The sequence below is a fragment of the Gluconacetobacter aggeris genome, assembly GCF_014174395.1.
Classification (GTDB): domain Bacteria; phylum Pseudomonadota; class Alphaproteobacteria; order Acetobacterales; family Acetobacteraceae; genus Gluconacetobacter; species Gluconacetobacter aggeris.
Map to the genome: position 1 here is coordinate 73,548 of NZ_JABEQD010000012.1, position 21,232 is coordinate 94,779.

Annotated in this window: 17 protein-coding genes; 13 read left to right on the forward strand and 4 right to left on the reverse strand. The window is 59.1% G+C overall.

Annotated features, from left to right (window positions below; all coding sequences use genetic code 11):
* Nucleotides 1-5: 5 nt before the first annotated feature.
* A complete protein-coding gene (locus HLH36_RS15360) occupies nucleotides 6-995 on the reverse strand; it encodes a TIGR03571 family LLM class oxidoreductase (RefSeq protein ID WP_246376918.1) in 990 nt (329 codons plus the stop codon).
* A 122-nt stretch (nucleotides 996-1,117) separates the two neighbouring features.
* Here HLH36_RS15360 and HLH36_RS15365 point away from each other — a divergent pair, with 122 nt between their 5' ends.
* The gene (locus HLH36_RS15365) at nucleotides 1,118-2,080 is read left to right on the forward strand and encodes a LysR family transcriptional regulator (RefSeq protein WP_182987213.1); all 963 of its coding nucleotides are present in this window, start codon (nucleotides 1,118-1,120) and stop codon (nucleotides 2,078-2,080) included.
* On the opposite strand, the gene HLH36_RS15370 is transcribed toward HLH36_RS15365, so the two are convergent.
* Nucleotides 2,032-2,448 carry an SRPBCC family protein gene (locus tag HLH36_RS15370; RefSeq protein WP_182987214.1) on the reverse strand — a complete coding sequence of 139 codons (417 nt, stop codon included), beginning with the start codon at nucleotides 2,446-2,448 and terminating at the stop codon, nucleotides 2,032-2,034. The two genes, HLH36_RS15365 and HLH36_RS15370, sit on opposite strands and share 49 nt — an antisense overlap.
* Before the next feature lie 286 nt (nucleotides 2,449-2,734).
* On the opposite strand from HLH36_RS15370, the gene HLH36_RS15375 reads away from it, so the two are divergent.
* From HLH36_RS15375 to HLH36_RS15385, 3 genes are all read left to right on the forward strand, one after another.
* Nucleotides 2,735-3,175 carry a cupin domain-containing protein gene (locus HLH36_RS15375; protein ID WP_182987215.1) on the forward strand — a complete coding sequence of 147 codons (441 nt, stop codon included), beginning with the start codon at nucleotides 2,735-2,737 and terminating at the stop codon, nucleotides 3,173-3,175.
* A gap of 74 nt (nucleotides 3,176-3,249) precedes the next feature.
* Nucleotides 3,250-4,242 carry a major royal jelly family protein gene (locus HLH36_RS15380; protein WP_246376930.1) on the forward strand — a complete coding sequence of 331 codons (993 nt, stop codon included), beginning with the start codon at nucleotides 3,250-3,252 and terminating at the stop codon, nucleotides 4,240-4,242.
* Entirely contained in the window at nucleotides 4,239-5,255 is a 1,017-nt protein-coding gene (locus HLH36_RS15385; RefSeq protein ID WP_182987217.1) for a zinc-binding dehydrogenase, read from the forward strand. The genes HLH36_RS15380 and HLH36_RS15385 overlap by 4 nt, the downstream gene beginning before the upstream one ends.
* A gap of 208 nt (nucleotides 5,256-5,463) precedes the next feature.
* On the opposite strand, the gene HLH36_RS15390 is transcribed toward HLH36_RS15385, so the two are convergent.
* Together HLH36_RS15390 and HLH36_RS15395 are read right to left on the reverse strand one after the other, a co-directional pair.
* Nucleotides 5,464-6,642, reverse strand: coding sequence for an amino acid aminotransferase (locus HLH36_RS15390; protein ID WP_182987218.1), 1,179 nt, complete (start codon nucleotides 6,640-6,642; stop codon nucleotides 5,464-5,466).
* Between the two features lie 282 nt (nucleotides 6,643-6,924).
* Nucleotides 6,925-9,045 carry a S9 family peptidase gene (locus HLH36_RS15395; RefSeq protein ID WP_182987219.1) on the reverse strand — a complete coding sequence of 707 codons (2,121 nt, stop codon included), beginning with the start codon at nucleotides 9,043-9,045 and terminating at the stop codon, nucleotides 6,925-6,927.
* 342 nt (nucleotides 9,046-9,387) lie between these two features.
* Here HLH36_RS15395 and HLH36_RS15400 point away from each other — a divergent pair, with 342 nt between their 5' ends.
* From HLH36_RS15400 to HLH36_RS15440, 9 genes are all read left to right on the forward strand, one after another.
* On the forward strand, nucleotides 9,388-11,757 hold the full coding sequence (locus HLH36_RS15400; protein WP_182987220.1) for a TonB-dependent receptor: 2,370 nt from the start codon (nucleotides 9,388-9,390) through the stop codon (nucleotides 11,755-11,757).
* Between the two features lie 207 nt (nucleotides 11,758-11,964).
* Nucleotides 11,965-13,476, forward strand: coding sequence for a flavin monoamine oxidase family protein (locus HLH36_RS15405; protein ID WP_182987221.1), 1,512 nt, complete (start codon nucleotides 11,965-11,967; stop codon nucleotides 13,474-13,476).
* Between the two features lies 1 nt (nucleotide 13,477).
* Entirely contained in the window at nucleotides 13,478-13,897 is a 420-nt protein-coding gene (locus HLH36_RS20285; protein WP_408871905.1) for a c-type cytochrome, read from the forward strand.
* Between the two features lie 321 nt (nucleotides 13,898-14,218).
* Nucleotides 14,219-15,364, forward strand: coding sequence for an aromatic ring-hydroxylating oxygenase subunit alpha (locus HLH36_RS15415; RefSeq protein WP_182987223.1), 1,146 nt, complete (start codon nucleotides 14,219-14,221; stop codon nucleotides 15,362-15,364).
* On the forward strand, nucleotides 15,361-16,143 hold the full coding sequence (locus HLH36_RS15420) for a creatininase family protein (protein ID WP_220792876.1): 783 nt from the start codon (nucleotides 15,361-15,363) through the stop codon (nucleotides 16,141-16,143). The genes HLH36_RS15415 and HLH36_RS15420 overlap by 4 nt, the downstream gene beginning before the upstream one ends.
* Before the next feature lie 45 nt (nucleotides 16,144-16,188).
* Nucleotides 16,189-17,553, forward strand: coding sequence for a type III glutamate--ammonia ligase (glnT, locus tag HLH36_RS15425; RefSeq protein ID WP_182987224.1), 1,365 nt, complete (start codon nucleotides 16,189-16,191; stop codon nucleotides 17,551-17,553).
* A gap of 300 nt (nucleotides 17,554-17,853) precedes the next feature.
* Nucleotides 17,854-19,386, forward strand: coding sequence for a peptide ABC transporter substrate-binding protein (locus HLH36_RS15430; RefSeq protein ID WP_182987225.1), 1,533 nt, complete (start codon nucleotides 17,854-17,856; stop codon nucleotides 19,384-19,386).
* Between the two features lie 5 nt (nucleotides 19,387-19,391).
* Entirely contained in the window at nucleotides 19,392-20,354 is a 963-nt protein-coding gene (locus HLH36_RS15435) for an ABC transporter permease (protein ID WP_182987226.1), read from the forward strand.
* Between the two features lie 2 nt (nucleotides 20,355-20,356).
* On the forward strand, nucleotides 20,357-21,223 hold the full coding sequence (locus tag HLH36_RS15440) for an ABC transporter permease (RefSeq protein ID WP_275943811.1): 867 nt from the start codon (nucleotides 20,357-20,359) through the stop codon (nucleotides 21,221-21,223).
* The last annotated feature ends 9 nt before the right edge of the window (nucleotides 21,224-21,232 follow it).

Below are 21,232 nucleotides of genomic sequence, written 5' to 3' on the forward strand. Positions count from 1 at the left end.
GGGCATCAGGCCGGTTCCATCGCGGATTGCCGCGTGCGGAGCGCGGGCAGCACCTCGCGGGCCAGTTCATCCACCACCTCGGCTACCGGACGACGGGACCGGCGGAGCAGCACCGCCAGATGGTCCACGCCGATCCGTTCCAGCGCGGCCAGGTGCGCGAGGAACACGTTGCGGCCCATCCGCCCGCCAAAGCGGAATGGTGTCGGCGCCTCATCAGGCCTGTCGGACAGGTCGAGATGGAAGGCGCTGACGAAGGGGGCGCCGGGGCTGCTGACCGCGCGCCATTGCCCGGCATCCCTGGCCATCCGTGCCAGATCGCCCGGATAGACGAACTGTCCGTCCATGTTCGCCCCCAGCCAGGCCTCGCTCTGCTGCGCCCGACCGGCCGCGATCAGCGGAATCGTCGCCTGAGCCGGACGGGGGAGCAGGTCCAGCGCCGGGTCGCGGCGGCCCGGCCCGACCGGCAGGCCGCCATCCGTCCACGCCGCGCGCATATAGGCGACGGCTTCACGGAATGCGTCGCCCCGCCGTTCGAAATCGAGGCCCAGCAGCGGATACTCCACGGGCCGGTCGCCCGAGGCCACGCCCAGGATCAGCCGTCCGCTGGACAGAGCGTCGGCACTGGCCGCAGCCTTGGCGATCATCATCGGGTGACGGATCGGCAGCACGACGGCAGCCGTGCCCAGCGCCACGTTTGTCGTGATCCCTGCCAGAAAGCCGAGATTGGTGAACACGTCATAAACCGACCCGGCGTCGCCCATACGGACACTGTCGAACACCGGCACATCACGCATCCAGATCGCGGCGAAACCGCTGCGGTCGATCTGGCGGACGAGGTCCGGATAATGCCGCAGATCAGGCACGCCACGCGGGCGACTATCGGCGATGCGGCGGGCTTCGCCGTCGGGCGACCAGTCATTATCCAGCGGCAGTTCGATCCCGAGCGTCAGCCGACCGGGAATGCGGATCCTGTCCAGTGCTGAAGGGGAAGTCATGGCCATGGTCCCAATGTCCCGTTGCGATACCGGGATGCACTATGGCCGGAACGATCCCCCTTGATAATTTATTCCCGATGCACATCATCTGTGACTGGAATTCACGAACAGGATCAGGTGGCATGGATAACAGGGCGGGTGAGATGATGGTGTTTGCGCGCGTCGTTGAGGCCGGCAGCTTTTCCGAGGCGGCACGGCAGATGCAGATGACGCCGTCCACCGTCAGCAAGGGGATTGCCCGGATGGAGGAGCGGCTGGGTGTGCGGCTGGTCGAGCGGTCCACGCGGCGCCTGTCCCTGACGGATGAAGGCCGCCTCTATTATGAACGCAGCGTATCACTGCTCACGGAGCTGGATGCGATTGAGGCCGAACTGGCCCATGGTGCGCATAACGCCGGCGGCACGGTGCGGATCAATGCCTCGGTTGCCTTCGGCGTGCTGGGGATTGAGCCATTGCTGCCCGCATTCTGGCAGGCCTATCCGAAGATTATCATCGACCTGTCGCTGTCGGATGAAATCGTCGATCTCTATCTGGACCGCACCGATATTGCGTTCCGCGTCGGTCCTCTGCCTGATTCCGGACTGGTCGCGCGCAAGCTGGGCAGTGCGCGGCGGATGATCGTGGCGTCCCCGGACTATCTGAAACGTCACGGTACCCCGCAAACGATCGAGGACCTGGAAGGCCATAATTGTCTGGGGTTCAATTTCCGCCGCGCGGCCCCTGTCTGGCCCTTGCGCGAAGGGGGGCGGATCGTGGACCGGGCCGTAAGCGGCACGCTGCTGGCCAATAACGGGGAGAGCGTCTGTCGCATGGCGCTCGCGGGCGTCGGACTGGCCCGTCTGGCCGATTTTCATGTCAGCAGCGATATCCGGGCCGGTCGGCTGGTCGAGGTGCTGCCCGAGGCCGGGCACGGGGAGACCGAGGATATCCACTCGCTCTATCTCGGCGGGCAGCGTGTGCCGCAGCGTATCCGCCTGTTCCTCGATTTCGTGGTACCACGGTTGCAGGCCTTTCTCCAGGAGGCCACGCAAGGGTGTCAGGCTGCTTCCAGCCTGGTTTTCAAGGCTGATAATCCGCCTTCGTAGATCGTGGCGAACAGGGCAATGGCCTGTTCCTCGCTGATACCGACCGGGATGAATGTACTGTGCCAGGTGGCTCTCGCACGGTCGGGACCGAGAGCGTTGACCGTCATGGTGGCCACATAATCGCGGACGGGGTCCGGGGCCTCGACATGGGCGTAGGTGACGCTCTGTGCCGCGTCGTCGAAGTGGAGCAGACGTTCGATGATAACGGCGCCGCTCGTTGTGGTCAGTCGCCGGACCCGGCCGTCCTCCTCCAGCACGCTGGTTGCGATCTGGTCCAGCCAGAGCGGCAGGCTGTCAAAATTGCCGATCAGGTCCCAGACCGTGCCGGCGGGTCGGTCGATCTCGATGCTGCGTGTGATGCCGGCCATGTGGCGTTTCCTCTGCAAGTGGTCGGATAGTCTGCCGGGCGCCCGAAAACGAGGACAGGACATGCGTCGGCACAACTCCTGTGCCTCTCATTCACAGGTCTGTCGCGCTCTGTGCCAGTGCGTCTCGATGGTCATCCGGCGGCTTTCCGTCGACGTGCTGAGGTGTCTGTTCCTTTTTTTCCAAAATCTTGTGCCTGACGAGCGTATTCGCGTCATTCCCTTATGGCGCTATCGGCTTTGCCTGGAAGACGTTGCGGCTGTGACGTCGATATGAGGGGAGGCCGGAATGACCGAGACAGGGAATCGTCGAAAACTGGTGGAAGCGGCGCCCCACGCCGTATTCGATCTCGATGCCATCGTGAAATCATTTCCGGATCATGCCGAAACGCTGCTGCTCGATCATCGCCTGACCGACGAGGACGAGGCGAGTTCGCGGGTGTTCCGGGTCTATAAACCGACTCCCGCGCATTACCATGCAACCTGTGACGAGTATCTGATCGTGCTGTCCGGCCGCGCGCGGTTCTTCATGGGGGATCGGACGCCCTTCGAAGTCGGGCCGGGTGGCATGCTGTTCTTCAAGAAGAACACGATCCACGGCATGCCCGAAATCCTCGAACATCCTATGTTCATGGTCTCGGTCGATACCCCCCGTCGTGACCCGAAGGACATCATCTTCGTCGATCCAGAGAGCGGCACGCCGGAAAGCTTCGTGGAGGAAATTCCATGAATGCGCTGCTTCCGCGTGACGCCCTGGAGACGCTGGCCGTCTTTCATGACGAGCGGCCGGGTAATCCGACGGTGATGCGCGATGGCCGGGTGCTGGTCTCGATGTCCGCGATCGGGCAGCCCGAATACGCGGTGCGCGCCATCCGGCCGGACGGGTCGCATCGCCCCTATCCCGATGCGGTCTGGGCTGGCCGTCCGCGCCCCGATGGCCGCGGCATGGCGGGCGTCATCGGCATTCGCGCCGATCGGGAGGACCGGATCTGGATGCTCGACATGGGTGATGCCGACCACCAGCCGAAGCTGGTGGCATGGGACGATCGCGCGGATCGCCTGCACAAGGTGATCGTATTGCCGCAGAATGTGTTGCGGCCCAGTTCCTTTGCGCAGGATTTCGTCATCGATTGGCGACGGCGCCGCATTTACATCGCCGACATGACCATGAACGCCGCTGGTGTCAGCGATTTTCCCGCCATCATCGTCGTCGACCTGGACACGGGTCTGTCCCGACGCATGCTGGAATCCCATCCCGCACTGATGCCTGGCGACCAGCCGGTTGTAATCAATGGCAAACCCCTGGCGAGGCGGTTGGAGGACGGTACGCTGGCGGAGTTTCGCCATGGCTTCAATCCGATCGCCCTCGATCCGGTCGGGCGCTGGGTCTATGTCGGCGCGCTCTCCGGGACAAGCGTATATCGGATCGAGACGGCGGTTTTGGCCGATGAGATGGATGATGCCGTCCTCGGCGCCGCATTGCATCACTGGTGCGACAAGCCTCATTGCGACGGCTTCGATGTGGATGCCGCCGGCAATATCTACATCACGGACATCGAAAACCACGCCGTCGGCCGTGCGTCGCCGGATGGTTATGCAATGCTCGTGCAGGATCCGGACCGGCTGGGCTGGCCGGACGGTGTCGAACTGGATGTAGAAGGGCGCTGGCTCTATGTGACCGCCAACCAGATCCACCGGTTGGCCACCCTGAATCATGGCGTGGATGAGAGTGCTCCGCCGTACTACGTGCTGCGTCTGCGCGTCGACGCCCCAATGAGTGAGGGCGGACGCTCATGACAGCGATCGAAACGCCCGGACTCTATGACGCCTGGGCATGGGACCGGCCAGGATCGCCCATGCTTTTGCAGCGCGTGGCCAGGCCGTGGCGCGCGCCGGCGGCGGGTGAGGTCGTCGTTACCAATGCGGTCAGCGCTTTCAATCCGGTGGACTGGAAAATGATCGCGACCGGGCATCCGGCCTGGCAGCCCGGTCATGTCCCGGGCGTCGATGGTGTTGGACGGATCGCGGCGGTTGGCGCTGGCGTCCATCTGCCGATTGGCATGCGTGTGGCCTATCATCAGGATCTGACACGCGACGGCAGTTTTGCGGCCTATACAATCCTGACCGCGGGCTGCGCAATTCCGGTGCCGGACGAGGTCACGGATGACATCGCGGCCAGCCTGCCTTGCCCGGGCCTGACCGCATGGCAGGCGATCTCCAAAGTGCCCGCGCCGGAGCGGAACGGCGGCGGGCAGGATGTGCTGGTCACCGGCGCGGGCGGCACAGTGGCGCTGATCCTGACGCAGTTTGCATTACGCCGGAACTGGCGCGTCTGGGTCACGGCGTCGCCCCGTCATCATGAGCGGCTGCTGGCGCTGGGTGTTGCGGGTGTGTTCGACTATCGGGCGACGGGATGGCAGAGGCAATTGCAGGAAACTCTCGGTCCCCGACGGCTGCATGCGGTGTTCGACACCGTCAGCGGCGATCATGCCCGGAGCCTCGCGCCAATGGTCGGGTATAATGGCCACCTGGTTTGTATACAGGATCGGCTGGATTCGCCACCTTGCCCTCCCTTCACGACGGCGTTGTCGCTGCATGAGGTGGCGCTGAATGCCATCCATCAGCAAGCGACGCATGCGGACTGGCTGGAATGGCGGCGGGCAGGCGCGTCATTGATGGGCGATGTCGTATGCGGCACATTGATGCTGCCTCCGGTTCATGCCGTGGCGTTCGCCGAGCTACCGACTGCGCTATCGGAATTCCAGGCCGGTCGGTTGCACGGAAAGATTGCCGCGAATATTCTGATCTGACGCGCGTATCTGATCTTTCACCTTGGTCTTACGCTCATCAGACGGCGATTCGTCCCCGCGCCTCAAAGTGACCATTGCGGCGGACTGTGCGAGAGACAAAGATTGGCCGCGCAGCCAAGATTTGGGGGAAATATCGATGAAGTCTGGATGACTATCCAAAAGTCATTTTGAATAATCCTGATTATTTATAAATCGACAATTTTGTGATTCAAAATGCGATTGCGATAGCGGCTGCGACCCGCTCTACATTTGCGTCGGTCAGACCCGCGACATTGAAACGCCCGGATCCTGTAATATGAATATGGCTTTCTGACCGAAGGCGCTCGACCTGTTCCCGGGAGAAGCCGAGCATCGCGAACATGCCGCGCTGGCGCGCAATAAACGCGAAACGCGGATAACCCATGTCGGTCAGATGATCGGATAGCGTGGACCGCATGTGGTTCACGCGTCGACGCATCGTGGCAAGTTCTGCTTGCCATTGCAAGTCCAACCCCTTGGTCGACAAAATATGTGCGACGATTGATGCGCCATGATCGGGCGGCATCGACCAGTTCGATCGTGCGATGCAGAGCAGATGGCCGAGGGTATTATCAGCATCTGGGCCATTGGTGGCGACGATCGTAAGCGCACCGACACGCTCGCGGTAAAGGCCAAAGTTCTTTGAGCAGGAACTGGCAATCAGGAGTTCGGGCAGACCATGGGCGAGCGCCCGTACCGGAGCGGCATCCTCTTCAAGCCCCTCGGCGAATCCGAGATAGGCGAGGTCGATGAACGGGGTGGCACCGCTCCTCGCAAGAAGATCGCGGATAGCGCCCCATTGCGCTGAATCAAGATCGGCGCCGGTCGGATTATGGCAGCAGCCATGGAGTAACAACAGGTCCCCGCGGCGCATCTCCCGCAAGGCGTCCATCATCGCGTCGAAGCGAATTTTGGCATGCTGCTCGTCATAGTAAGGGAAACGGACGACGGGGACACCAGCATCTGAGAAGATGGGCACATGATTGGCCCAAGTCGGATCGGGCAGGAAAACCCGGGCATTCGGCCTCAAGCGCCTCAGGAAATCGGCCGCGAGACGAAGCGCCCCACTTCCGCCTGGTGTCTGGATTGTCCTGCTCCGCTCCGCCATTCGTTGCCCGCCCAATATCAGGCTCTGAATGGTGCGGGTGAAGCCGCTATTCCCGCCCGAGGAGAGATAGGTCTTGGTTTGCTGAGTCTCCAGCAACCATCGCTCAGCAGACTTGACCGATGGAAGGACGGCAACTGAACCATCTTCATCCTTGTAGACGCCGATCCCGAGGTCGATCTTTCCCTTGTCGCGGTCGCTAGCGAAGAGAGTACTCATCCCCAGGATTGGGTCCTCGGGCGCATGCGATAAGCCGGCGAACATCAAGACGTCCTTTCAGGTGGCTAACGACGAGGTAAACGAGCCGCACTAACATGCCCTCGCTCGCCGGGCATTCGGCAGTGACATTTCATCAGCATCGGGTGAGCGCCACTCAGGAATATCTGGCCGCCCTACGATCGGAAACCCTGATATTCTTGTGGGGCAAAGTGACCTGTTGAATCGTCAGCGGTTAGAGGCGCAAAAAGCAGGATATGACGATCTGGGCCATCGACGGGGCAGATGCGAGACCAACGGCGCATGGAACGACGAATAGTTTCGTTCGTTTCACATTTGTTTCCCCTCGTGGGCACCCGGCATGCCGGACTTCGTTAGAGGTTCGAGAGTTGTATCCGTTGTCGCAGCGTGGGAGACACCCGTTCCCGCCGGTCTATCCGTCCGGTACCGATTAAACCACGCCAGGATTGCCGATACCTCTGCCGCTTGTTGGGACGGGCGTGCGGCCAGGCTGTCATGGCCCGCGCCTGGGACAAGCGCCAACGCAGTGGGAACACCGCGCAGTTGCAACGCTGCGTAATATTGTTCGGCTTCGCTCGGCGGCGTACGGTGGTCCTCTTCACCAACCATGAGCATGGTCGGGGTCGTCACATGGCCGACAAGCGAAAGCGGCGACTGATTCCATAGTGTCTGGGGGTCGTCCCAGGGCATCTTTCTCGCGAACAACTGGGTCATCAGCCCATAGCCATCCGTCAAAAGGAGTTCGCTCGACCAATTGATCCCTGGCTTTTGAGCTACGGCAGCACGAAATCGACGGGTCTTGCCGACAATCCAACTAGTGAGCACGCCACCGCCCGATCCTCCGGTCACGAAGAGATTGTTCGGATCAACATGCCCGCTGGCGATCGCCGTGTCGATAACGCTCATCAGGTCATCATAGTCGTGGCTTGGGAAATTCTTATCGATCTTCATCGCGAAATCCATCCCGTAGGAGGATGATCCTCTGGGGTTCGCGTAGAGAACGATATAGCCCGCTGCGGCATAAAGCTGATCTTCGGACCCGAAATAAGGGCCATAGCTTGCAGCTGGACCGCCATGAATTTCCAATATCGTAGGATATTTGTGCTTGGGGTCATAATTCGGCGGAGTCACCATCCAGGCATCGATCGATCTTTTGTCATAAGCTGATGTGACGGCCAGATGCTGGACATCGCCTAGACGGATCGACGTCTGGAGATCTGGGTTCAAGTGGGTCAGGAGGCGCGGGCGCTCACCCTTCTCCACGATGGCCACATCGGGAGGCGATGCAGGGTTTCCCTGAGTCGTCGCGATCTGACCGGTGCGCGCGATGCTGAAGCGGGGTTCGGGATACGGTCCGTCCTGGCTGTAAGGGCGATCCATCTGGGTGCTGGCGAGGCCAGACGCCAGAATGGAAACCTGTTCATCCAGACCGATCCTTACCACTTTCGTTACCCCATGATCGGTCTCAGTCACGAGCAGCGCTTTCCCGTCCGGCGTCCAGTGTGGTTGGTCGGTCGACCGGTCGAGAGCGCTGCTCAAAAGACGCGGCGCGCCTGCGCCGAGGTCCATCACATAAAGCCGGTAGTTTTCATAGCTCCTGAGCTTCTCGTCATATCCCGCCCAAGCAATCGCACGTCCATCCGGAGAAATGACCGGCGTGTCGTCGGGACCGACCCGGTTGGTGAGCTGGTGAAGGTCTCCTGTTGCCGGCCACAGGCGATAGATATCGGTATCGCTGGGATTGAGCCCGCGATCCTTCTTGCGGGCAGAACTGAACACCAGGCTCTTCCCATCGGGCGTGAAGCTTACTGGCCCCTGGTCGTCAAAGTCTCCATCAGTGAGCTGCCGGGCCGCGCCGCCATCGGCCGGAACACTGAAGAGGTGACGATGCCCAGGCTTCACATAGCCACTACCGTCTTGAAGATATTGGACGTCCGTGATGATGCGCATCGGTGCGGCCCATTTCGCACCCTCAGGCGACGAAAGCGGGGTTCCGATTTGTTCGGGTGCGCGCGGAACCAGCATTGAGAAGACGATCTGTCGGCCGTCGGGGGACCAGGCGATATCCGAGGGGGCTTCCGCGACATTAGTAATTGCCCGTCTTGCGCCGTTCGCTAACCAGAAAATCTCGATTTGTGGATGACCGTTGGCGTCGGGGGCGACGAAAGCGAGGCGAGAGCCATCGGGCGACCAACGTGGATTGCCGTCTTCTCCGCCGGTACCAATCGGGCGCGTCTCACCCGACGCAACATCCACCAACCATATCGAACGCTGACCCTTGTCGCTAAGCAGGTCGAATGTCGTGCGGACATAAGCGACCTGTAGCCCGTCGGGACTGATCTCAGGACCGCTTGCAGCCTGAAGATCGAACAGATCTTTAGGGCTGAATGCACGGTATGCTGGAGCTTCCGCCTGGGCGGCACTCACCATGGCCAGAAATCCGCAAGCCCATACCCATCTGATCACGTCATCTCCTTCCGATCTGGATTACTGCGGCCGTACCGGTGTGGTAGCCGCGCGAAAGCGCCAAATGATGCTATATCGGAGAAGAGAAAGCGGAAGCGTGTGATTTTCTGTCACACGGCCCTGACGTTTCATCATTACCGGCCCTCGCCGGTCAGCGCTAAATCTTGGGGCAGAAGATCATTCCGATATCGAACAAGGTTCCACGGAAGCGCCAGCGCGTCGTGCGTCGGGACACGGAGCGATTTTATGTGTCAGAGCGAAGTGCCGGCGTCAAGTGTTCGGACTTCGTCAACAACAGGGGCAGATATGGCGCATACCTTCAAGAAGGCGGGTCGTGCGACGGCGCTATTACTGGTCGGCAGTGTTGTCGTGCCAGCATTCGCAGAAGCTTCGCACTCCTTGTCCCCCGGCGTCTCTACTCCAGCGCAGGTGCAGAAGCGCGCCCATCTAAGGAAGATCGTCGAAGCGTCGGGCGCCTCATCCGCCGGTAACTCCGCACCAGTGCGGATGCATCGGCGTGGTCATCGTCCCGCCATTTCCGAAGGTTCGGGTATTTTGGCAGCCGGCGCCATGGCACCCGCACCCGACACCCAGATTATGGTTACTGCTCAAAAACGAAATGAGCGCATCCAGGATGTGCCCTTGACGATTGCTGTCCTGAGCCCAGAGCAATTGATCTCTAGCAACAGAACAACATTCAAGGACTATCTTCTTCAGGTGCCCGGTGTGTCCCTGGAACAGGGGGCTCCCGGCCGCTCGATCATTTCCATTAGAGGCGTGAGCAGTACCAGCGGCAATCCGCTCGTGGGCTTTACGATTGATGACGTGCCCTTCGGCGCGAGCACCTATCTCGGTCTCGGTAACGATTTGCACCCCGATCTGGACCCGGCGGATCTTGCCAGTATCGAAGTCTTGCAAGGGCCCCAGGGGACGCTCTATGGCGCAAGCAGTATGGGCGGCTTGATAAAATATGTGACCAGAAGCCCAAGTCTCACTCAAAGCAGCGGGCATGTCGAGCTGGATGGAAGCGCTGTTGCCCACGGAGATGCCGGCTTCTCTTTCCGAACCGGATATGAGCTTCCCGTTATCAAGAATGTTGCGGCGATACGCGTAAGTGGCTTCTATCGGCGGGAGGCCGGCTTCATCGATGATCCGTCGCAGGGGCGTACCAATGTCAATGATAGTAGGGCTTATGGTGGCCGGATCTCGCTGGTCGCCCACCTGACCGATCGTCTGAAGCTCCATGCTGGCGCGCTTTACCAAGGAAACGAGAGTAATGCGACCGCGCGCGTCGATACTGACGTTGATCTCGATCCGCTTACTGGCCCCTATCAGCACCGGCGGCTGCCGGGCACAGACGGTTATCATTCGGAAGTTCAATTCTATAATTTGGCACTCGACCAGGATTTTGGCTTTGCGACTCTGTCTTCACTCACTGGTTACACGCATACAGATTTTTTCGCTCCGCAGGATTATACGCAGCAATTCGGGTACTTTATCCCGCTTCTCTACGAAGGTAGCAATGTAGGTGTACGATTCGCTGAACGTTCGCGTGTCAGAAAGATAAGTCAGGAACTTCGCCTGGCGTCGAATGGAAATCATTCAATCAGCTATATCGCCGGTCTTTTCTACACCTATGAAAGCACAAAGCTGACTCAAGGCGTTGTGCCGGTGGACGCCGTCTCGGGTAATGCTGTTCCGCTGGATCCGGCGCTCGTCGCGACGATCCCCCAGACTTATGCCGAATATGCTGCGTTCGTGAATCTGACCTATCGGTTCAGTCGTATGTTCGACATCCAGGCAGGCGGTCGCATCAGTCACAACGAGCAGAAGTTTGTCGAAACCGATACCGGCATGCTGGGAGGGGCCGTGTTGCCTGGTTCCTCTAGGGGATCTCCCTTCACATTCTCGGTGAGTCCGCGGTTCCATCTTGATCGTGGCATGATGCTTTATGGGCGCGTATCGACAGGTTACCGGGCTGGTGGTCCCAATACGTCGCCTCCGCCCGGGATCCAAGCACAATTTGGCGCCGACAAGACGAGAAATTATGAAGTGGGTCTAAAATCCGAAATACCGCGGGCCCATCTTACGGCGAACTTCTCTGCCTATTATATCGATTGGCGCAATATCCAGGCTTCCATGACCGACCCGACGACCGGGTTCTCTTACTACAGTAATCAAGGTAAGGCCAATATCAAAGGTGGGCAGGTAGATTTCCTCTACCGTCCTCTTGCCGGTCTCACCATCGCCGGATCCACGGCATATACAGATGCGGAGATAGCTCAGAATAGTACCGCAGGCGCCGCTATCTACACTCTGAAGGGCGACCCGCTTCCCTATGTCGCGAAATGGTCGGCGACAGGAACCTTCACCTATCGCTGGTCGCTGAGTTCCGGCGTCAAGCCGTACGTCTCGGCATCCGTTGCCTATACTGGTGCTCGGCATACCAGTTTCGTCGCCACTTCTGATCTACCACGTCTTACGCTTCCCTCTTTTACGACCGTAGATTTACGGATGGGTGCCGATTTTTCGCGCTTCAGCCTCACCGTCTTTGCAAAAAATATCGGTGATGAACGAGGGTATGTTGGAGCAGATGCCATCCAGGCAGCGGGTCCATTTGCGCTGACGCTCATTACGCCTCGTACGATCGGCATGTCACTCTCGGCGAAGCTTTGATGTATTTGGGGATGGTGTCGGGGCTCCCACGCATCGCTCCACATGGGCGCAGACGCGATCGGTTACTTAGGGTAACATTTAGGCGGCGCCACGACCGCGCGGCAAGTGGCCAGGCGCAACGCGCAAGAAGGAAAGATGTTTCGATCAATGATAACCCGAAGGCATTTTCTCGAGGCACTTGCATCTATCGGCGGGACCAGCTTGTTGATGACCGGACTAGAGGCACTGGGAATGGGTATGGCATCGGCCGCCACGATACCCCCACCTCTACGGGATGGCGGCAGAGGAAAAAAAATCGTGGTTCTCGGTGCTGGTCTCGCAGGACTCACCGCGGCCTATGAATTGCAGCGGGCCGGTTATCAGGTCAGCATTGTCGAAGCCCGCTCGATAGCGGGCGGCCGCTGCCAGACAGCACGTCGCGGTTTCGCGTTGACGGAGTTGGGCGGCATTACACAAAGATGCCGCTTCGACGAGGGTCTGTATTTCAATCACGGCCCGTGGCGGATTCCGTATCACCATCGCTCGACGCTCCATTATATCAAAACATTTGGCATACCCGTCGAGCTCGTCAACAATGATAACGATGCCAGTTACATCTATTCCACACGCGGCAAGGGGCGGCTGGCGTCCCGTCCGGTGCGCAAGATGGAAATCGAGGCGGATATCCGCGGACGCAGCGCGGAGATTCTTGCGAAGGTTGTGCAGGCGGGGTCGCTCGATCGGACCTTCGACGCAGCGGACAAGGAACTCTTTCTCGCCTATCTCGAAGCGGAAGGCTATTTGACGGGTGTGGATCGCGATTATGCGGGAACCAGCGGCCGAGGGTGGCGCGTTAAGCCCGGAGCAGGCTTGCATCCTGGCGCGCCGTCGACGCCCTATGGGCTGCTGGATATCCTGCACTCGAACGCCTGGAAAACATTATCGTCCGTGCCGGACTGGGATTCACCGCGAACGATGTTCCAGCCTGTCGGCGGCATGGATGCTCTTGCGAAAGCATTTGTGGATCGGTTGCCGGGGCAGATCCATTACGAAACACGCGTCGAGAAGATCCGACAATCCGACAAGGGGGTCGAGGTCAGCCTCATAGACCCAACTGGCGCGCGCAGTATGCTCGCAGCAGACTGGTGTGTCTGCACGATCCCGCTATCGGTTCTCAAGACGATCGATCATGGCTTTGCCGAGCCCTTCGCTGCCGCGATGAACGGTGCATCCTACCACCCCGTTGGCAAGATTGGCCTCCAAATGAAGTCACGTTTCTGGGAAGAAAAGGACTGGCTTTATGGCGGCCACGTCTACACCGACGACGATGATATCAGCCTCATCTCGATGCCTTCGCACGGCTGGTTCAGTCAGAAGGGTATCCTGCTCGGCTATTATCAGGGAGGTGGCAATGCCGCGAAGATTAGCGCCCTGGCGCCGGATCAACGTACCGAAATGGCACTCGCCTTCGGAGAGAAGATATTTCATGACTATCGCAGCAGTTTTGAGACCGCGATCTCTGTCGCGTGGCATCTTGTTCCCTATAGCTTGGGTGGCTGGGCGGAATGGTCCGACGAAGCGCGCGTCCGTGATTACCCCAAGCTTCTGCAGCCGGATCGCCGCATTTATCTTGCCGGCGAACATCTCAGCTATCTCGGGGGCTGGCAGGCAGGTGCTATCGAGAGCGCCTGGATGCAGATCGACGCGTTGCACAAGCGCGCATCCAGCGACAGCCTCTGATATGCCGATCCGGAGATATTCGAGGCGTAGCCGCTGCGCTGCTGTCCTGCCACTCTGCATACTCCTTCTTCCGGTAGCCGCGATTGCCGCGGGTCCGGTGGATCAGGAGGGCGCTGTGCTCTACGCGCAAAATTGCTCGGCGTGCCATCAGACAGGCGGAAACGGCATCGTGGGTGCTTTCCCAGCATTGGCCAGAAACACGTTTGTAGTCGGCGATCCTCTGGCGGTGGCCCGCACTGTAATGGACGGCAGGGGAGGCATGCCAAGCTTCCGGAGCAGTCTGACTGACGAACAGATGGGTTTGATAATCAACTATATACGCGGCAGCTGGGGAAACCGTGCGGTGCCCATCATGCCGGCGACCTTTGCCAAGGCGCGCGGAGGCACACTCCCTAGAGAAGTTCGATCGCAGGTTCATTGAACGACAAACGATGCAGTGGCAGTCCGCCGCTGCATTGGGACCGGGTCGGATATTGACACGTTCCCATAGGTCGTCTGCGGGCGGTACATACATGTCCGTGTGAGATGTCTTTCTATTCCGAAATGCGAGGCTGGCCGGCACTCGTGATCGGTCATCACATCTCGCTGACAAAAGGTCATTACCTCAATCATGCACAAGCATTTTACGCTTGAGGCGATGCAGAAATCGGATGGGGCAACATGCGGACAGGTTCAAGCTATCAGACCTTTACATTATTGAATGTAATATGGCCGCCCCGGAGTGACCGGCGGGTGCAATGTCATGACTGAGCTCGATGAATTGCTTCGTCGATTGCGCGAGGCAGCGGCGGCGCCGCGATCTCATGCGGTCACCATTCCAACCAGGAGTTATCGCTCTGCAGACCTCTTTTCGCTTGAAGCCGAATATATGTTCCGTCGCGGCTGGGTCTTGATTGGGCGAGAGGATCAATTGGCGGAGCCGAATAGCTACAGAACTATCGACCTGGTCGGCGACCTACTCATTATGACGCGGGATGCGCATGGAGCGTTTCATGTCTTTTCCCGCCTCTGTCCCCACCGGGGCGCCGAGTTGGTGTCGGGAGCGGGTAGCAGGAAGGTTCTGGTCTGTCCCTACCATGCGTGGAGCTTCGACCTCGCGGGCGAGTGTCGTGCTGCACCTCTAATGCGTGAACTTGATGATTTCGATCGTGGGCGTCATGGGTTGCGGCCCATCGCGCATGAGATCTGGAACGGATTCGTCTTCGTCAATCTGTCCGGTGACGCGGCCCCCTTGGCGCCGCGTCTACTGCCCTTGGCGGATGAGCTTACTGATTGCGGTATTGATGATTTTATCGTGGCGAAGACCGTCGATTTCGGAGTTGTCGAATACGATTGGAAAATCCTTCTTGAAAACTCGATGGAATGCTACCACCATCTTGGAACGCATGCGCATTCTCTTGGAAAAATGTTCCCAGCCGAGAAGTCTCGGACAGAACTGGGCTCCGAAGACTATGTGCTGACCGTCAGCAGTGCTGCTGACCGGCCAGTGGACGAGAGTAGCCCGATGCGGGCAATTACCGGCGATGCCAGGATCGCCACGATCTTTCCCAACGGTCACTTTACGGCCAGACCGGAGGGCGGCACGCTTCTCCAGACCCTCCCGCTTGCACCGGGTCGCTCGCAGGTCTTCGCACACGTCATGGTTCCGAGGCGTGTAGTCGAAAGCGAAGACGCTGCCGCACTCATCGAGGCCCGCGTCAAGCGGATGGAGCACGTGCTGGCGGAGGACTGGGATATCTGCCGAAAAGTCCAGAACGCGTCTGGTGCGACGCAACCGCATATGGGACGCCTCTCAAGTTATGAAGAACCGCTCTGGTTGTTCTATCGCTACATGGCCCGCGCGCTCGCATCGGTCGAGGATGCAGGCCGACCCTTGAGTTGGGGATGAAACCGATGCGTTGGGCTAACGCCACGTCTGTCGAAATTGACGAAGTACTCGGGAATATGGAGGCAGCCATACTGCCGGTGGGAGCTACCGAACAGCATGGTCCGCATCTAGGTTGCGGAACGGACTTCGTGATCGCAGAGGAACTGTGCGCGGCGGTGTCTGCCGCGACGGGCGTGCCAATGCTTCCGGTCCTTCCTTACGGATGCTCGCTTGGACATAGCCGCCAGTGGCCGGGGACGATCTCGCTTTTGCCAGAGACCCTCATGGATCTTGTCGAGCAGATCGTGGACTGGGCCCATTCGGCTGGGGTCCTTCGAATGTTTATTGTAAATGCCCATGTGACCAATGCGGCGCCATTGCGTTGTGCGGTCGAACGCCTGCGAGCACGACACAATGACCTGATGCTCGCGATCGTCAATACCGCGACGATGACGACGCGTGTGCGCGATGCGTTCTGCGCCGATGCGGAGGACTGGCATGCGAATGAAGCAGAGACGTCCCTCATGCAGGCGATCTCCAGCGCGCTCGTGCGTCCGGAACTCTTCAGCATGGCCGATGATCCCGATCGTACCACGTCGTCGGTCTTTATCCATCCTGTGAACCGTACCAGCCGCAACGGTGTCACGGGTAGGCCGAGTATTTCCAGTCTCGAGCGAGGTCAGATTCTGTTCGACTGGATGATCGAAGATCTCACCGACATCGTGCGGCGCGGGCTTGTCGAAACACCGCCGCTTGATGTCCCCTATAATCCGGTAGATTCCCGTCCTTCGACGCTCTGACGTCCGGACATCCCCCATTTCCATGTAAGGAAGGTTGCCGCTGCGATGACCACTGCTTCCGTCGATGTCTCCAGCCTGCAGGCGCAACTCCGCCAGATGGGCGTCGAATATTGCATCGGTGCCTATGTCGACATTCACGGCTGCCCGAAAGGGAAGATTGTTCCCATCGACCATCTTGCGCAGATGGCCGCCGGATCCGAGCGATACACAGGCTACGCTCTCGACGGGCTTGGCCAGCAGCCGCATGACGACGAAATTACCTCTGTTCCCGATCTTGATCGCATCGTCCAACTGCCCTGGGAGCCCAAGATCGCATGGATTCCAGCTGATAATGGGTTCAGCGGGAAGCCTTACCCACTCAGTACGCGTGTCGCCCTGAAGAATGCGATAAAGAATGCAGCCGATTTCGGTTTCGGGTTCAACCTTGGCATCGAATGTGAAATCTATCTTCTTCGAAAGGGAAGCGACGGGTCGTTACACGTGCCCGATTCAGACAATAAGCTCGTGAAGCCATGCTACGACGTCGCCAGCTTTCTCGGTGGCTTCGAATGGGTCGACAAGATGGCCAGTACCATTAACAAGTTGGGCTGGAATCTCTATTCGTTTGACCATGAGGATGGTAACAGCCAGTTCGAATTTGATTTCCAGTATAGCGATGCCATCACCACCTGTGATCGACTTATCTTCTTTCGAATGATGGCGAAGCATTTCGCCAAGGAGCAGGGTCTCGTGGCGACGATGATGCCGAAGCCTTTCGCCGGCAAGACGGGCACCGGCGCGCATTTCAACATGTCGCTGTCGGATCTTGAAACGGGCGCCAACCTCTTCGCTTGCGATCCAAAAGATGATCCCAGAGGCCTTGGCCTGACCGAGATCGGCTATTATTTCATCGGTGGGATCCTGCGTCATGGCCGAGCTCTGTGCGCAGCGTTCGCGCCAACCGTGAACAGCTACAAGAGGCTGGTGCGCCAGGGCGATATGACGACCTTCTCCTGGGCTCCCGTCTTCAACTCCTATGGTTCGAACAACCGTACAAATTCGGTGCGCGTTCCAGCCGGCGGCGGCCGCTGCGAATCCCGAAATGCCGATGGCGCCGTCAATCCCTATCTGGCGGCGGCACTGGTGCTGCATGCTGGCCTGGAAGGTATCCGCGAAAAAATCGATCCTGGATCGCCCAATGAGGACAACCTCTACCAGATGTCCGAGGAGCTTCGTCAAAGCCGGGGCATCCAGTTCCTGCCCCAGACGCTTCAGGAGGCCGTGGCCGCCTTCGCGTCCGATCCCCTAGTCGAAACCGCGTTGGGCAGGGAGTTGCGCGACGAGTTCATCAAGTACAAGCTTGATGAGTGGGAAGCCTATCACCTAACGGTAAGCTCATGGGAGATCGAACGGTACAGCCACCTCTTCTGATGACATGGCAATGCTTAAAACCTTACCCTCTCTTGAAAGATGTTCGTTCAATGAGTGGCACTGGAGCGGCCGGCACATTCGATCGCTGCCTGGCGTGCGTAGCGTTGCATCGGTGGGGGGCTCACAATGAGGAAAGAGAGAAGGGGCGTAGCAGAGGCAGCAAGTGAGGCGTCTGGGCAGGGGTACGGAAGACGGACACTTCTACATCTCACGGCCGGTGGCGCGGCGATCGCGGCATTCGCGGTCGGCGGCTTCTCTTACCGGTTCCGTGATCGGCACCTGGCTCCTGGCCAACTGGCGTTGTCCGACCAGTGTGTCGATGCCTTCCTGCATGAGGCCGTCAATTTCAACCCGCTCCTCTATATGGAGGCAGGACCGGAAACCGCGGTTGAGTATTCGGTCTTCGACACGCTCTGGAAGATTGATCCTTCAGGCCAGTATGTCCCGAATCTAGCGGAGAGGATCCCAACTGTGGGCAATGGCGGTATTAGCTCCGACGGCCTCGACTGGACGATTCAGCTGCGTCGCGACGTCCGCTGGCACGATGGCAAACCCTTCACCGCGCGCGACGTTCTTTTTACGCTGCGAGTCCTGATGAACCCAGCCATCCCTGTACGCAGCCGTAACGGCCAAACAAATGTCGAGGCACTTTCGGCGCTCGACGAGCATACGGTGCGGATCAGGCTTAGCCGCCCATTCGCAGCCTATATGGTCGCCTTGGAACGGACGAGTATCATCCCCGAACATCTGTTGGCGATGGAGCCGGATCTGACACGCGCACCCTTCAATAGTCGGCCGATCGGTACCGGTCCCTTTCGGTTCCAGGAGCACATTGCGGGCGATTATATCGCGTTCCTGCCCAACCTAGACTATCATGGCGGCAAACCTGCGATCGGCAGGCTCATCCAAAAATATATTCCTGACCAGCAAACCCTGTTCGCGCAGCTGCAGACGGGTGCGGTTACTGTATTGGACGGAAAAGGCATTCCCGCGGACCTGTATGAGAGATCTCGCACGGACGGCAGGTTTAACGTAGTGCTGGCGCCGGCACCCTATGTCGAGTTCCTTTATTTCAATCTAGGCCGCCCGCAATTTGCAGATAAACAGGTGCGCCATGCGATCCATTATGCAGTCGACCGGACGGCCTGGGTGGATCAGCTCTATTATGGGCTGCCGGAAGCAACGCTGAGCTATCTCCCGACCAGTCACTGGGCTTACAACCACATGCTTAAGGCGCCGCCCTTCGACCTAGACAAAGCGCGTCAGCTTCTCGACGCGGCGGGCTGGTTGATCCAATCCGACGGCGTACGTGCCAAGGGCGACGTACGTTTGACCTTTACCTGCTCGACCGCAGCAGGCGAGAAATCCCGGGAGGAGGCCCAGCTTCTCCTTCAGCAGAATCTTCGGGACATCGGCATGGAGATGGCGATTCACAATATGCCTGGTGCTGTGGTTTACGGCGACTACACCACGAACTCCGAATTTGACATGGTTCTCGTCGGCTGGGACCCGATGTTTTATCCCGATCCAGATTATAGCGAACGGGTCGCCAGTCATCTGATTCCGGCTAAAACGGGGCGTGGGGCGAACTATTCACAATTCAGCCATCCGGAGGTGGATCAGTTGTGCCGCGAAGGGCTCGCAACCCTTGATCAGGAAGAACGTCGCCGCATCTATTGGCGGATCCAGGAGATCCTCTTGGAGGAACTTCCGTTCATACCGATATTTTCCTATCGCTCTGCTCTCGGCGTCTCGAAGCAGCTGAAAAACTTCGTCCCCAATCCCTATACACCTTGCAATAGCTGGAACAATGCACAGTGGAGGATGAGCTAGACCTTATGGGCAGTCTCATTCTCTCCCGACTTGTGCAGGCGGCGGTGCTTCTGATCGGTGTGTCAGTCATCGGCTTCACGCTGATGCATCTGGCGCCTGGCGGTCCACTGGCCTTCTATACGAACAGCCCCGGCGTCAGCACAGCGGATCTTGTTCAGATGAAGCATGCGTTTGGGCTCGATCGTTCGGTTGCCATGCAATACCTGTTCTGGGCCTCCGACATGCTCCGCGGGAACTGGGGGTATAGTTTCTTCGGCGGCAGGCCGGTGCGCGAGCTGGTGTTCGAGCGATTGCCGGCGACTTTCGAACTAATGGGGCTCAGCATGGCACTGGCCATGCTCGCCGGCACCGGCATAGGGGTGGTCGCTGCCGTCCGGAAAGATTCGCTGTTCGATCATCTCGTCACACTCTGGGCGATGCTGGCGCTCTCGCTGCCGACCTTTTGGTACGGTCTTCTGGCCATCTTCGTCTTTGGTGAACGCCTAGGTTGGCTTCCGGTCGGTGGCCGTTCGACCTTGGGAGCTGGTGAGGACATTGCCGGTCATGTCACGCATCTGGTCCTGCCCGTCGGCGTGCTGGCCACGGTAATTGCCGCCCAGTGGAGCCGTTACAGCCGGGCCGCAATCCTGGACGTGCTCGGCCAGGACTATATGCGGACAGCGCTTGCAAAGGGCCTATCGCCGTTGAGGATCCTAATCCGCCATGGGCTGCGCAGCGGGATGCTGCCTCTGATTGCGCTCGCCGGGCTGCAACTACCTATGCTGGTAGGAGGCGCGCTAGTGACTGAGACCGTGTTCGCATGGCCCGGCATGGGACTTCTGTTCGTCAATGCGCTCTCCTATCGAGACTATCCCGTGCTGATGGCTCTGCTGATGCTGAGTGCGCTGCTGGCGGTCATGGGCAATCTTCTGGCAGACATTGCTTCCGCGCTTGCAGATCCGCGCATTCGCCTGGGCAGATCAGCATGAGCATGGGTTTTGCCCATAGGCCCCGTCGGCCTGTCCAAGCTGGTTTGCGACGCTTCAGTCGTCACCGGTTTGCCGTTGTGGGATTGCTGGTCTTACTAGCCATGACAGTTGCTGCATTGTTCGCGCCCTGGATTTCTCCCTTCGATCCCGATCGGATCGACGTAGCGCAGCGTTACATCCTTCCTCTGTCGGCGGACCACATCCTGGGTACAGACGACCTCGGGCGCGATGTGCTGAGCAGGCTGTTGAGCGCCAGTCGCGTGTCACTCCTCATCGGTGTGTCGGCCATGCTTATGACGCTGATCGTGGGTTTTCTCGTGGGGGCGTTCGCCGGCTATTGTGGTGGATGGATTGATGCGATCCTAATGAGACTGACCGATATGCTTTTGTGTTTTCCTAATATTTTTCTTCTGCTTTTCGTCGCAGTATTCGTCCCACCCTCTCGTGTCTCACTGGCTGCACTGATCGGGCTGACGTCCTGGATGGAGATCGCTCGGATCTCACATGGTCAGATCCGCTCGCTCAAACAGCGCGATTTCCTTGAGGCCGCCCGTCTGGCTGGGGCATCTAACGTTCGGATCATCATGCGGCAGATCCTGCCCAACAGCATGACTCCGATGCTTGTGGCCGCAGCACTCAACACCGCCAACGCCATACTTCTTGAAAGTTATGTCAGTTTTCTAGGATACGGGATCCAGCCACCACAGGCGAGCTGGGGCAATATGCTGACCTATGCCCAAAGTGAATTCGCGATCGATCCGTGGCTGGCCGTCTTTCCTGGGGCAGCCATCGCGCTTGCGGTCACTAGTCTCAACTTTATTGGCGACGGACTGCGCGACATGCTCGACGTGCGATTGAAAAGCCGATGAGCGCCCACC